The sequence below is a fragment of the Flavobacterium sp. DSR3-2 genome (assembly GCF_049896525.1).
Lineage (GTDB): Bacteria > Bacteroidota > Bacteroidia > Flavobacteriales > Flavobacteriaceae > Flavobacterium.
The window spans coordinates 19,091-32,384 of the sequence record NZ_JAFCUM010000004.1 but is presented as its reverse complement, the minus strand read 5'-3'; the positions used below and the strand labels follow the sequence as shown (position 1 = coordinate 32,384).

Annotated in this window: 11 protein-coding genes; 6 read left to right on the top strand and 5 right to left on the bottom strand. The window is 33.9% G+C overall.

All coding sequences use genetic code 11. From position 1 onward, the window contains the following. Positions 1 to 122: 122 nt before the first annotated feature. The 4 genes from ACP7AV_RS07065 to ACP7AV_RS07050 form a co-directional block, all read right to left on the bottom strand. Positions 123 to 1,610 (bottom strand): aminotransferase class V-fold PLP-dependent enzyme, encoded by a 1,488-nt coding sequence (locus ACP7AV_RS07065; RefSeq protein ID WP_426091343.1) that lies wholly within the window; start codon positions 1,608 to 1,610, stop codon positions 123 to 125. A gap of 328 nt (positions 1,611 to 1,938) precedes the next feature. Next, positions 1,939 to 2,520 (bottom strand): porin family protein, encoded by a 582-nt coding sequence (locus ACP7AV_RS07060; protein ID WP_426091342.1) that lies wholly within the window; start codon positions 2,518 to 2,520, stop codon positions 1,939 to 1,941. A gap of 32 nt (positions 2,521 to 2,552) precedes the next feature. Beyond that, a complete protein-coding gene (locus ACP7AV_RS07055) occupies positions 2,553 to 3,329 on the bottom strand; it encodes a membrane metalloprotease (RefSeq protein WP_426091341.1) in 777 nt (258 codons plus the stop codon). 89 nt (positions 3,330 to 3,418) lie between these two features. Continuing rightward, positions 3,419 to 4,462, bottom strand: coding sequence for a hypothetical protein (locus ACP7AV_RS07050; protein ID WP_426091340.1), 1,044 nt, complete (start codon positions 4,460 to 4,462; stop codon positions 3,419 to 3,421). Positions 4,463 to 4,721: 259 nt separating this feature from the next. On the opposite strand from ACP7AV_RS07050, the gene ACP7AV_RS07045 reads away from it, so the two are divergent. From ACP7AV_RS07045 to ACP7AV_RS07035, 3 genes are all read left to right on the top strand, one after another. Then, positions 4,722 to 5,237, top strand: coding sequence for an RNA polymerase sigma factor (locus tag ACP7AV_RS07045; protein WP_426091339.1), 516 nt, complete (start codon positions 4,722 to 4,724; stop codon positions 5,235 to 5,237). 61 nt (positions 5,238 to 5,298) lie between these two features. Then, on the top strand, positions 5,299 to 6,213 hold the full coding sequence (locus ACP7AV_RS07040; RefSeq protein ID WP_426091338.1) for a FecR family protein: 915 nt from the start codon (positions 5,299 to 5,301) through the stop codon (positions 6,211 to 6,213). Further along, positions 6,200 to 8,737 carry a TonB-dependent receptor gene (locus tag ACP7AV_RS07035; protein ID WP_426091337.1) on the top strand — a complete coding sequence of 846 codons (2,538 nt, stop codon included), beginning with the start codon at positions 6,200 to 6,202 and terminating at the stop codon, positions 8,735 to 8,737. Before ACP7AV_RS07040 ends, ACP7AV_RS07035 begins: the two co-directional genes overlap by 14 nt. An 84-nt stretch (positions 8,738 to 8,821) precedes the next feature. Here the strand turns inward: ACP7AV_RS07035 and glmM are convergent, their stop codons facing one another. After that, positions 8,822 to 10,210, bottom strand: a complete 1,389-nt coding sequence (gene glmM, locus ACP7AV_RS07030) for a phosphoglucosamine mutase (RefSeq protein ID WP_426091336.1) — start codon at positions 10,208 to 10,210, stop codon at positions 8,822 to 8,824. A gap of 119 nt (positions 10,211 to 10,329) precedes the next feature. Here glmM and ACP7AV_RS07025 point away from each other — a divergent pair, with 119 nt between their 5' ends. The 3 genes from ACP7AV_RS07025 (at position 10,330) to ggt (ending at position 13,292) form a co-directional block, all read left to right on the top strand. Further along, positions 10,330 to 10,911, top strand: coding sequence for an ACP phosphodiesterase (locus ACP7AV_RS07025; RefSeq protein WP_426091335.1), 582 nt, complete (start codon positions 10,330 to 10,332; stop codon positions 10,909 to 10,911). A gap of 124 nt (positions 10,912 to 11,035) precedes the next feature. Beyond that, a complete protein-coding gene (locus tag ACP7AV_RS07020; RefSeq protein WP_426091334.1) occupies positions 11,036 to 11,461 on the top strand; it encodes a GxxExxY protein in 426 nt (141 codons plus the stop codon). Between the two features lie 145 nt (positions 11,462 to 11,606). Beyond that, entirely contained in the window at positions 11,607 to 13,292 is a 1,686-nt protein-coding gene (gene ggt / locus ACP7AV_RS07015; RefSeq protein WP_426091333.1) for a gamma-glutamyltransferase, read from the top strand. Positions 13,293 to 13,294: the final 2 nt, after the last annotated feature.

Here is a 13,294-nt window from a genome sequence, read left to right as displayed (position 1 = left end):
GGACAATTAAATTCGTAATAGGTTGACCTAATGTCTTTATTTTACTTTTCATACAAGTTTATCTTCGTTGTATTATTTATTTATCCAATCTAAAAAAATAATAATGAAACAAATGTTCAGTCTTATAAAGAAAACCAATTTTTAACCAATTCATCTTCTAAAGGTTCTGCGTGATGATGCACAAACTCATTGCTAATCGAATTATAATCATAATCCAAAGCCCAACTTTTATGGTTTTCTGCCAATGCTTTTATTCCGGTACAAACAAATTCAATTTCCGCATTTGTAGTTGTGGGATGAATAGACATTCTGATCCAGCCCGGTTTTCTGATTAAATCTCCAAGACTAATTTCGTCAATTAATTTATGCGATGTTTCTTGATCTACATGCAATAAAAAATGTCCGTAGGTTCCCGCACAACTGCAGCCGCCACGAGTTTGAATTCCAAATTTGTCATTTAATAATTTCACGCCCAAGTTAAAATGCAAATCTTCCACAAAGAAAGAAATCACCCCTAACCTATCCTGATGCTGTCCTGCAAGGATTTTAATATTTGAAATGCTTCCTAATTCCGAAAAAATATAATCTACTATTTCGTGCTCTCTTTTTAAGATATTTTCAATTCCCATTTGCTCTTTCAACTGAACAGCCAATGCGGTTTTTATTACCTGAAGAAAGCCAGGAGTACCACCATCTTCCCGATCCTCAATATTATCGATGTATTTGTGTTCTCCCCAAGGATTCGTCCAACTTACCGTTCCACCACCTGGATTATCGGGAACTAAATTTTGATATAATTTTTTATTAAATACTAAAACACCACAAGTTCCTGGTCCGCCAAGAAATTTATGTGGCGAAAAGAAAATGGCGTCCAAATAACTTTCGGCGTCTTCTGGATGCATATCGATTTTTACATAAGGACCGGAGCAAGCAAAATCTACAAAACAAAGTCCGTTATGTTGATGCATTATTTTTGCCACTTCATGATAAGGAGTTCTGATTCCAGTAACATTCGAACACGATGTAATCGACGCTATTTTAAAAGGTCGCTCTTTATATTTTTCCAATAACAATTCAAGATTTTCTATGCTGAACAATCCGTCTTGCGAAGAAGGAATAACTTCAACATCTGCAATAGTTTCCAGCCAGGAAGTTTGATTGGAATGATGTTCCATGTGCGAAATAAAAACAATTGGTTTCTTTTCGTCTGGAATAGTAATATAATTCTTTAAGTTTTCGGGTACTTTTAAACCTAAGATTCGTTGAAATTTATTGACAACGCCTGTCATTCCTGTTCCATCAGTAATCAATACATCATCAGCACTCGCATTCACATGATGTTTGATAATATGACGCGCCTGATGATACGCTTTGGTCATTGCTGTTCCTGAAACGGTAGTTTCGGTATGCGTATTTGCCACAAAAGGACCAAATTGATTTATTAATTTTTCTTCAATAGGACGATACAAACGACCACTGGCTGTCCAGTCTGTATAAATAATTTGTTTGTGTCCATAAGGAGATTCAAACCCTTGATCTATTCCGATTATGTTATTGCGAAACTGCTGAAAGTATTGCTCTAATTCTGTTGGCGCTTCTTTGGTAATCATTGTATGTCTAATTTGAATTCAAAGATATAGGTTTTCTAGGTATTTCTGAAATTAGAAACTTATTTGGAGGATCAGTTATGAAATTCGGTAATACAATTTTCTAATACTTCCAAAAAAGGAACCATTCTTTCCAACTTTAGCCCCGGTTGCTGTAAAAATCCTTTTCCTTTTTTCTTTAAAAAGGAAAAGATATAACGGAAAACGGGAACAATATCTCTGAAAAATATCCAATAACTCGCTCCCTAACAGGAAAAAAATTTGGCTTAAAATCAAAATCCTTTCAAAAGTTTACACTCTGAAAGGATTTATATTTTAAAACTAATTACGATTACAAATCAAAGCCTAATGAGAACTGCAGTACTCTGTTTTGTGCTTTGCCTTCATCGTATAAATCTCCTAAACCTAAATGATAACGCACTCCTAAACTAATGCCAGAATCCGTTTTAAATCCTCCTCCAAAATTCATCCCCCAATCAAAATTATTGGGATCATACTGCTGTGAACCACTAAAAAGTCCCTCATATTCTTCTTTATGTGAAATTGCTAATCCAATCTGTGGCCCCGCTTCCAAAAAGAAATTTTTAGATGGATAGGCTTTTAGCATTAATGGCAAATTTATATAATCTAACTTTTGCGTAAAAGTCCCACTGCTATTTGTTATTTCGTATCCTTGCTGTGAATACATTAATTCAGGTTGAATAGAAAAACTTTCGCTAATAAAGGACTCGCCATAAACTCCTATATGAAAACCATGTCGTTGTTCAGTTTCTCCATCTCCGTCAAAACTTACGGCTGCTAAATTATAACCTCCTTTTATCCCTCCATTTGATTTGTGAACAGTACTGTCCTGTGCATTCATTGTTGCTATTACACCAAAGAATAACGCTATTGCCATATATTTTATTTTCATCTTTTTTGTTTTTGATTGTAGAAATTACACACTTATTTTCCTCCGTTGGCACGAAGATCAGCAATACATTGCGCATCTAATTGTGGAGCTGCGCCAGATGAAACCATGTTTGAAATACCGCCTCCTGTTTCTGAAGACCAATACATCAAACACGTTTTTTCAATACAATGTTTTGGATGCGCTGCATCTTCATGATTGCTTTGCAAGGCTGTGCCAAGGTTTGTCAATCCAAGAATATGACCAAATTCATGGGTAATTACCGTTGTTTCTAATAAACTTTTGTTGGGTTCAAATGGACTGTTGCTTAAATTTTGAATAGTTTGTTCATATATGACAAAAGAAGTATTTCTGTAAGCAGTTCCAAGAATAACTGATGTATCAGTGTCTTTCGAAGATTTTCCATCTGCAAAAAATGCCCAAACCGCTATTTGATCTGAAGTATTGTATTTTGTTCTGTTAGCATCTTCAATACTTACAATCTCCTCACTGGTATAAGGTGAATTTCCTGGAGATGGTATAGAACGTTTGATAACACTGATACCGTTTGGTTTGTATGTTCTTGATGTAAGAAAATTTACAAAATTATTAATTGCTGTACTGCTTGGTTCAAAACCGGCTACATACACGATTTCAATAACCATGCTTTTGAACTTTTTATCAGATAATAAATCGTTGGAAGAACTTCCTGTTTGCTGTTTATTCGTAATGGGATTTACTGCAACTGAGTTATCTATGGGATCATCTTCTTTTGAACAAGATGCTACTGAGAGGAATAAACCTATAGTCAGCAGAGTAAGTACTTTTTTCATTTATTATCTTTATTATTAAGTTAATTTATGTAAGAACAGCTGCATTGTTTTAGGCAGCTGTTCTTAATAAACTACCAACTGAAATCCAGCTATATTTGTTTCAATACTAATGTTACCGCTGCATTAGTAGTGCTCTGCAATGTGATTGTCGAAGCAGTAAAACTTGTTACTTTCCAAGTATTATTCAACAAAACAAACGAAGCATTTCCTGAAAAATTTAGTTTTAGTAAAACATCTAATTCTGAACGTACTGCATAGGTACCATTCACAGTGGTAGTTAATAAATTTACAGCTATTACCGATAAATTATTTGCAAAATCTATTGTAAAATCTTTATAATTAGTTGCTGAGTTTACTCCTGCACTTACGTATGAATCAACTTTAAACTTTCCGTTAACCAAAATTGTTTCTAATTTTTTACCATTTTGCACTGCTGCTGCCATCGTTGCTTCTGTTTTTAAAGAGGCTGTAATAGCGGCTTGCAATTCTGCATCACTGGAAATCACCATTTTGCTTCCATCGGCGATCGTCACTGAAATTGGGTAATTTATCGAAAATAGTTCCGTACTGCTTACATTAGACATATACGTATATAATTGTTGTTCGGATGTGATGACAACACTTCCTGTTTGTACTAAACTAACATTATACGTTAAAATTGTAATTGGAAAGGTGATATTTACCGAAGAAATAGCATCTTGTCCAGAAGCTTCCGCAGATGTACATGCATTAAGAATAGCATTATATTCGGTTTGATTAGTAACGGTGACCTCAGTGTAGTTACTTAATCTTACTTTTAAAGGAAATTGTAATACAACAGTATCTTGGTCATTGTTAAGCTGTCCAAAAATAGAAATAACTTGTTGGTAGTCTAATTGACTTAGGATAGAAACCTGAACTCCATTTACTTTAGCGGTAACTGGTAACAAAATTGAAGAACAAGATGCTACATCCAAGAAATCATCAAATGAACCATCGTACATGGAAGTACGTTTCAAGTTAGTTGTTGTAGTTGAATTAGCCGAATTAGTATTTGGATTTTCTCCTTGTACGTCATCAATTTCACTTTGACATGATGTAAATCCAAAGATAGCCATCAATGCAATTCCTGTAATCGTTTTTAATTTTTTCATAATTTTCAAATTTAATGTATTTTTATATTTACAAGCGTTGTATTTAGCGCCTTTCTGTTAGTAAGACAACTACGCTTATTTTTACCCTACCAAAATTTTAAAAAAAATAGAAAATTTTACAAATAAATTCTTAAAATACTATTAATCAATAAATTAAATTTTCAACTATTTTTTCATAAAAAAGCAATTATTAGTAACGCAACTGCTTTTTAAAAAAATAATTTACATTTACAGCCTACAAAAAATGAATTAATACTCAATGAGCGCCGAAAAAAGTACACTTTGCGAAGAAAATCACTTTAGAGACTTTTACTTAAAGCACGTGCAATCTGCAAATAATTTTGCGTATTACAAATGTGGTGATGATGAAGCTGCATTAGATTTAGTGCAAGATGCGTTTACTAAAATTTGGGAAAATTGTTCCAAAATTGACTTTAGTAAAGTCAAAACATATTTGTTTACCAGCATTAATAATTTATTCCTGAATAACATAAAACATCAAAAAGTGGTATTGAGGTACGCCAAAGATGCGCCTAACCTAGATACCAATATTCAAAGTCCCGAATATTTATTCGAAGAAGAAGAATTTAAACAAAAACTCACAAAAGCTATTGCATCATTAAGTGAGGCACAGCGTGAAGTATTTTTATTGAATCGAATAGATGGAAAAAAGTACCGGGAAATAGCAGAATTACTCGATATTTCTCAAAAAACCGTAGAAAAAAGAATGTCGGGTGCGCTGCAACTATTAAGAGCCCAAATAGAAAATATATAATTACTCATTCATCTGTAGGGTAATTTAAAAGTTAGTTGTCTTATAAACATAGAGATACAAAATGAAAAACGAAAAAGAGATCTTAAAATGGTTAAATAATGAGCTTTCAAGCGAAGAAATTGAAGATTTAAAACAATCTGAAGATTTGCAAACACTTGAAAAGATTGCTCATTATTCATCACAGCTGGAAACTCCAAAAGTAGATGCTTTCGCTGCTTTAGAAGCTTTTAAGACCCGAAACCAGTCTAAAAAGAAAACAAAAGTCAGAACTTTAAACTTTAAGGCATTCTACAGAGTTGCCGCTATTCTGGTTGTTATGTTAACCTCTACTTATTTTTTATTTTTTAATAACGTCAAATCTTTTGAAACTCAAATAGCGCAAACAAAAACAGTCACGCTTCCTGATAATTCTGAAGTAATATTAAACTCTGCTTCAAAATTAAGTTTTAACGAAAAAAAATGGGCTGATAAAAGAGCTTTAACGTTAGAAGGAGAAGCTTATTTTAAGGTACAAAAAGGACAAACGTTTAGTGTAAACACAGCTGCTGGAGTTGTTACCGTTTTAGGGACACAATTTAACGTCAAGGAACGCAAAAACTATTTTGAAGTGAATTGTTACGAAGGTTTGGTGAGTGTGACATATAATAACGAAACTATTAAATTACCTCCCGGCAAAACATTCCGAGTTATAAATGGGATTATCGAAAATGTTGAAGATTTTAACGAACAAAATCCTTCGTGGATGCAACAAGAATCAAGTTTTAATAAGATTCCGTTAGATCAGGTTATTGCAGAATTAGAGCGTCAGTATGACATAAAAATTAATGTAGAAGATGTCGACACTTCAAAACTTTTTACGGGAAGTTTTACTCATACTGATAAAGAAATAGCGCTTCAGGCGGTTACAATTCCGCTTCAATTGAGTTATAAGATAAAAGGCAAAACCATAAAATTTTTCAACTATGGTGTTAAATAAATGGCTGATTTATTTGCTGCTTTGCATTGGCAGTTTTTGTTATGGACAAAATACAGTTAAAAAAATACCATTAACTGAGGTAATCATTTCTCTCGAAAAACAATTCAATATTAAGTTTTCATATGCAGTTGAAGATGTAGCCACCATTAGAATTGACAAACCGAATGCATCTTTTACATTACAAGAAACAATTGATTATCTAAATTCGAAAACGCTTTTAAATTTCAAAGCTTTAGACAATCGATATGTGACCGTTTCTGTGCTAAACAAAACAATATCGGTTTGTGGCATTGTTTTTTCCGATGAAAAAAAATCCCGTTTAGTTGGTGCTTCTGTACTTGTAAATAACTTTGTAAGAAGTGCAATCACTGATGAAAAAGGTAAATTTATCTTTACAAATATTCCAATAAATGCGACGCTTACTGTTTCTTATGTGGGTTTTGAATCCAGACAGTTTTCGGCAAACGAATTGTTTTCAGCACAAAATAATTGTAAAGAAATTGTTCTTTCTACAAAAAACGAAGAGTTAAATCAGGTCCTGATAAATGTTTATTTAACGCCAGGATTACAAAAATACCTGGATGGAAGCACTGTTTTAAACACCAAAAAATTTGGTATTCTTCCCGGATTAATAGAACCTGATATTTTGCAATCCATTCAAGCGCTTCCCGGTGTGGAAAGCACCAATGAAAGCATTGCTAATATAAACGTGCGCGGCGGAACTAACGATCAGAATTTAGTTCTTTGGGACAATATTAAAATGTATCATTCCGGTCATTTCTTCGGGTTAATCTCCGCTTTTAATCCTAATCTTACCAACAAAGTTATTGTTAGCAAAAATGGAACAAGCGCTGAATACAGCGATGGCGTTTCCAGTACAATAAATATGCAAACTAAAGACCTGGTTTCAAATATATTTTCAGGTGGCGGAGGAATTAACTCCATTAGCGCCGATGCTTTTTTAGAAATTCCAATTACTAAAAAATTAGAACTTCATATTTCGGGACGTCGCTCAATTACTGATTTGTTTAAATCTCCTACATATACTAAGTACTTTGATCGTAGTTTTCAGGATACAGAAATCAATGCCGATAGCAATCAACGCGATACGTCTTCTGATTTTTACTTTTATGATTATACCGCTAAATTGCTTTTCGATTTAAATGAAAAACATCAATTCAGGGCGAATATTATCGGTATCAATAACGCTTTGGATTATTCGGAACGAAACATTAAAAACTCAAACCAAACTCAATCTAAAACCAGTAATTTAACTCAGAAAAATATTGGCTACGGCGGAAATTGGAAAGCACAATGGAATTCAAAATTAGGTTCAAACTTCATCACTTACTTTTCCAGATACAATATTGACGCTGCGGATTACAGAGTGGAAACAGATCAGCTTTTAACCGAAGCAAATGAGGTGCTCGAAACGGGAGCTAAACTTAATACACATTACAAAACTAATGACAACTTAAATTTCTTGTTTGGGTATCAATTTAATGAAACAGGGATGTTAAATCAAACTACCGTTAGTGCTCCGTTGTATTCTAGCACTAAAAAAGATGTTTTATTGAATCATGCCATATTTTCTGAAGTGGAGTACAATAAAAACAATACCTATTTGAGAGTTGGATTACGTTTGAATTATTTTCAAAAATTTGAAAAGCTTTTGGTCGAGCCAAGAATAAACATTCGACAAAAATTATCAGATCAATTTGCTTTAAAATTAGAAGGGGAATTCAAAAATCAATCTACTACACAAATCGTAGATTTCGAAGATGATTTTTTAGGTGTCGAAAAAAGACGTTGGGTATTAGTAAATGAAAAAGATATTCCGATTGCAACGAGTAAACAAGGTTCTTTTGGTGTGGAATTCAATAAAGACAAACTAAATATTGAGGCTACGGGTTTTTATAAAATTGTTGAGGGCATTACTGCTTCTAATCAGGGTTTCTATAACAGCTTTCAGTATACCACCGCAAATGGAAGTTACACCGCCAAAGGTTTTGAACTTTTAACTAATAAAACAGCCCGTCAATATAGCGTTTGGGTAAGTTACACATTTAGTATAAACGACTATGAATTTGATACTTTTACCCCTTCCACTTTTCCTAATAATGCAGATATAAGGCATTCTTTTTCACTTGGTTTCTATTACAATATTCTTAAAACTTTAAAAATAGCTGTTGGTGGTATTTATAGAAATGGACAACCGTATACAAAACCGATTGCAGGTAAAGAAATTATACAAAACGGAAATAACACTTTAGTGAATTATGATTCTCCAAACAGTGAAAACCTGGATAATTTCATGCGATTAGACGCTTCTTTAAATTATAATTTCAATCTGTCGGAATCTATTAAAGCTTCCGTTACTGCCGGTGTCATTAATGCTTCCAATCAAAATAATGCCATCAATCGCTATTACAAAGTCAATCCAAATGACTCGAAGGATGCTCTTCAAATAGATAATAAATCGCTTGGCTTAACGCCAAATATAAGTTTTAGAGTGAATTTTTAATTCCATTTTACACCGTCTAATAAAACATAAAACCCTTTCAAATTTTATTTTGAAAGGGTTCTTTTTATATTAAGAAGTACTAATTTATAATCCAGCTACTGCTTTTATTTCATCAATGATTCGAAGTGCCAAAGCATCTGCTTTCTCTTGTGAAGCCGCTTCAGTATAAATACGAATGATTGGCTCCGTATTCGATTTTCTTAAGTGCACCCAATTTTCAGCAAAGTCAATTTTAACACCGTCAATGGTTGTAATATTTTCATTTTTGTATTTCTCCGTCATGGCAACAAGAATCGCATCAACGTCAATTTGTGGCGTCAATTCGATTTTGTTTTTGCTCATGTAATATTCCGGATACGAAGCACGCAAAGCAGAAACCGTCATTTTCTTGTTGGCCAAATGCGTTAAAAACAGCGCCACTCCCACCAAACTATCACGCCCGTAATGCAGTTCCGGATAAATGATTCCGCCGTTTCCTTCACCACCGATTACAGCATTATTCTTTTTCATTAATTCCACGACGTTCACTTCACCCACGGCACTGGCTTCATAGCTTCCGTTGTGCCCATTAGTCACATCACGCAAGGCACGGGAAGACGACATATTCGAAACCGTATTTCCTGGTGTTTTACTCAAAACATAATCGGCGCAAGCTACCAACGTATATTCTTCACCAAACATTTCACCGTCTTCGCAAATGAAAGCCAAACGATCCACATCAGGATCCACAACAATTCCTAAATCCGCTTTTTCTTTAACTACTAATTCTGAAATGTCTGTCAAATGTTCTTTCAACGGTTCCGGATTATGAGGGAAATGACCATTAGGTTCACAGTATAATTCTACTACTTCAACGCCCATTAATTTTAATAATCTTGGAATAATAATTCCTCCAGACGAATTCACACCATCAACAACCACTTTAAATTTAGCTGCTTTTACTGCATCAACATTTACCAAAGGCAAATTCAAGACTTCATCAATATGAATATCCATGTAAGCGTCATTAATCATAATTTCTCCCAAATCATCCACATCTGAGAAATCAAAAGCTTCCGCTTCCGCAATTTCAAGAATTTTCAGGCCTTCTTCTCCATTCAGGAATTCTCCTTTTTCATTCAATAATTTCAAGGCATTCCATTGTTTTGGATTATGTGAGGCGGTAAGGATAATGCCCCCTTCGGCTTTTTCTAACGGAACAGCAACTTCAACCGTTGGCGTTGTTGAAAGACCTAAATCAATCACGTCAATTCCCAAACCAATTAAAGTATTTACCACCAAATTGTGAATCATTGGTCCCGAAATACGGGCGTCACGACCTACAACTACAGTAATTTTTTCTTTCCCGATATATTTTTTCAACCAAGTTCCGTAAGCCGCGGCAAATTTAACCGCATCAACAGGTGTCAGGTTATCCCCTACTTTTCCTCCTATTGTTCCACGTATTCCCGATATTGATTTTATTAAAGTCATTAATTATTATTTTAAATTTTGAATTATAAAGTATAAATTGCTTACAAATATAATGATTGAGGGTTTATAAAAGTCATTTAGAATTCAAAATTAACCATTTAAATTCCTAAATTAGGCGAATGAATTTTCTAGCACACATCTATCTTTCCGGTGAAAATGACTTGATCAAAATTGGCAATTTCATGGCTGACGGAATTCGTGGAAAACATTTTGAGAATTATCCTTTAGAAATTCAAAAAGGAATTATTCTGCATCGTGCCATTGATACTTTTACTGATGCACATCCAGTTTTTAGACAAAGTACCAAACGGTTGCATGAGCATTATCATCATTATGCCGGTGTTATTGTAGATGTTTTTTATGACCATTTTTTGGCAAAAAACTGGACGAAGTATTCCGATGAAAATCTAGAGGATTTTGTGGAACGATTTTACCAATCCTTGCATTATAATTACGAAATGCTTTCAGAACGAACCAAAGGACTAATGCCTATCATGATGAAAGAAAATTGGCTGGTGAGTTATCAAACGGTTGAAGGAATTAAGCATATTTTGACTCAAATGGACCATCGCACCAAAAACGAATCTAAAATGCGGTTTGCTACCAATGAGCTTTCGGAATTTTATTCGGTATTTGAAAAGGAGTTCACCGAATTCTTTGAAGAAGTAAACGCTTTTACAAAACAAAAAAGAATTGACTAATGATTTTTCTACCACATAGAAACACAAGGTTGTTTTATTGTAAAGAAAGATTAGAAAATACTTTTTAAACATAATAGTATTTCAAAGACAATATTTTATTTAAAACAATCACACGTAATTCGAAATGGTCAAAAGAACAACTACACAAAAATATCTAAATGAATTAAGCTTTCAAATTATCGGAGCAGCAATAGAAGTTCATAAAATCATGGGTAGAGGTTTATTAGAAAGCGTCTATCACCAATGTATGAAAGAGGAATTACGGGTGCGGAATATTAATTTTATTTCAGAACTTAAAATACCTGTCATTTACAAAGGCAAAATCATGGAATCTGATTTTAGATGTGATTTGTTAGTTGAAAACTTAATTGTTATTGAGTTTAAAGCCGTCTCAGAAATACATCCTGCTTTTGAAGCAAAACTTTTGAATCATATGAAATTATTAAAATCACCAAAAGGTGTTTTGATAAATTTTAATTGTTATAATATTTTCAAAGAGGGGCAAAAGACTTTCGTTAATGAATTTTATAAAATTTTACCAACAGAATAAGTAAATCCGTCTATGAAATCTATTTTTAAGCAAAGTTTTTTTATATACAAACTATAATTCTATGACTCTATGTGGTCAAACCATTTAAAGCATTACAATATAATACAACCAAAACAATACACCTAAAACCAAAATATATGATACAATGAAAAAAATAATATTCCTACTTACCTTTGCCGTTTTAGGTTGTAAATCGAATGAAAAAACCGTTGAACCAACTGGTTTAGTAACTTCAAAAGCTATGGTGGTCTCCGCTCGTGAAGAAGCGTCACAAATTGGAGTTGAAATTATGAAAAAAGGCGGTAATGCTTTTGATGCTATGGTTGCCATGGAACTGGCTTTGGCGGTTTCACATCCTCAGGCGGGAAATATTGGTGGTGGCGGCTACATGGTTTTTAGAAAAGCAAATGGTGAAACTGGAGCTATCGATTACAGAGAAAAAGCACCTTTGGCAGCGTCTAAAGATATGTTTCTGGACGAAAAAGGAAATGTAATTGAAGGAAAAAGTACCGCGACTGCTTTGGCATCCGGAATTCCGGGTACCATTGCAGGAATATTTGAAGTGCACAAAAAATATGGCTCCTTACCCATCAGTGAAATTCTCAAACCAGTAATTGCTTTGGCAGAAAGAGGTGTTGTTGTTACTAAATTTCAAGCCGAAAGTTTGGCTTATTACAGAGCTTCCTTTATAAAAAGTAATGGTAAGAACAGTTTGTTTTCCAAAACATATAAAGAAAATGATACGATAAAATATGTCGCTTTGGCAGCAACATTAAAACGAATTGCTAAAAACGGAAGAGATGAATTTTACAAGGGGGAAACAGCTAAAAAGTTAGTTGCTTTCCTTGCTAAAAAAGGTGGAAATGCCACATTAGAAGATTTAAAAAGTTATAATGCCAAATGGCGAACTCCAATTACTTTTCAATACAAAAATTTAAAAATTACCTCGATGTCGCCTCCCAGCAGTGGCGGAATCTGTCTGAATCAAATTATGAAAATGATTGAACCTTTCAATCTTTCGCAAATGGGACACAATAGCGTAAAAACAATTCAAGTACTTACAGAGGCAGAACGAAGAGCTTTTGCCGACAGAAATTATTTCTTGGGTGATCCTGATTTTATAAAACTGCCGTTAAAAGAATTAGTAAGTCCATCTTATTTAGAAAAAAGAATGGCTGATTTTTCATTTGATAAAGCTTCTAAATCTTCGGATATTGCCCACGGAGCTATAAAAGGATACGAAAGCAACCAAACCACGCATTACTCTATTGTTGATGCCGATGGGAATGCAGTTTCGGCCACAACTACTTTAAATGATAATTATGGTTCTAAAATATATTGTGACGAATTAGGTTTCTTTTTGAATAATCAAATGGACGACTTTAGTGCCAAAGCCGGCGTTCCAAACTTATACGGACTAACTGGAAGTGAAGCCAACAGTATTGCTCCCGGAAAAAGAATGTTGAGTTCCATGACGCCAACTATTGTCGAAAAAGACGGTAAACTTTTTATGGTTGTAGGTACACCGGGAGGCTCTACCATTATTACTTCGGTTTTACAAACAATATTAAATGTGTATGAATTTGATATGAGCATGCAAGAAGCGGTAAACGCAGCACGTTTCCACCATCAATGGTTACCCGATGAAATTACTTTTGAACCCAATTCTTTCGCCAAGGACGTAATAAAACAACTGAAAGGAAAAGGATATTTTATTAATGAAAAAAACAAAGAAATCATTGGCGAAGTAGATGCTATTTTGGTTCTTCCAAATGGAAAACTGGAAGGTGGCGCAGACAAAAGAGGTGATAATAAAGCCGTTGGTTTTTAAAT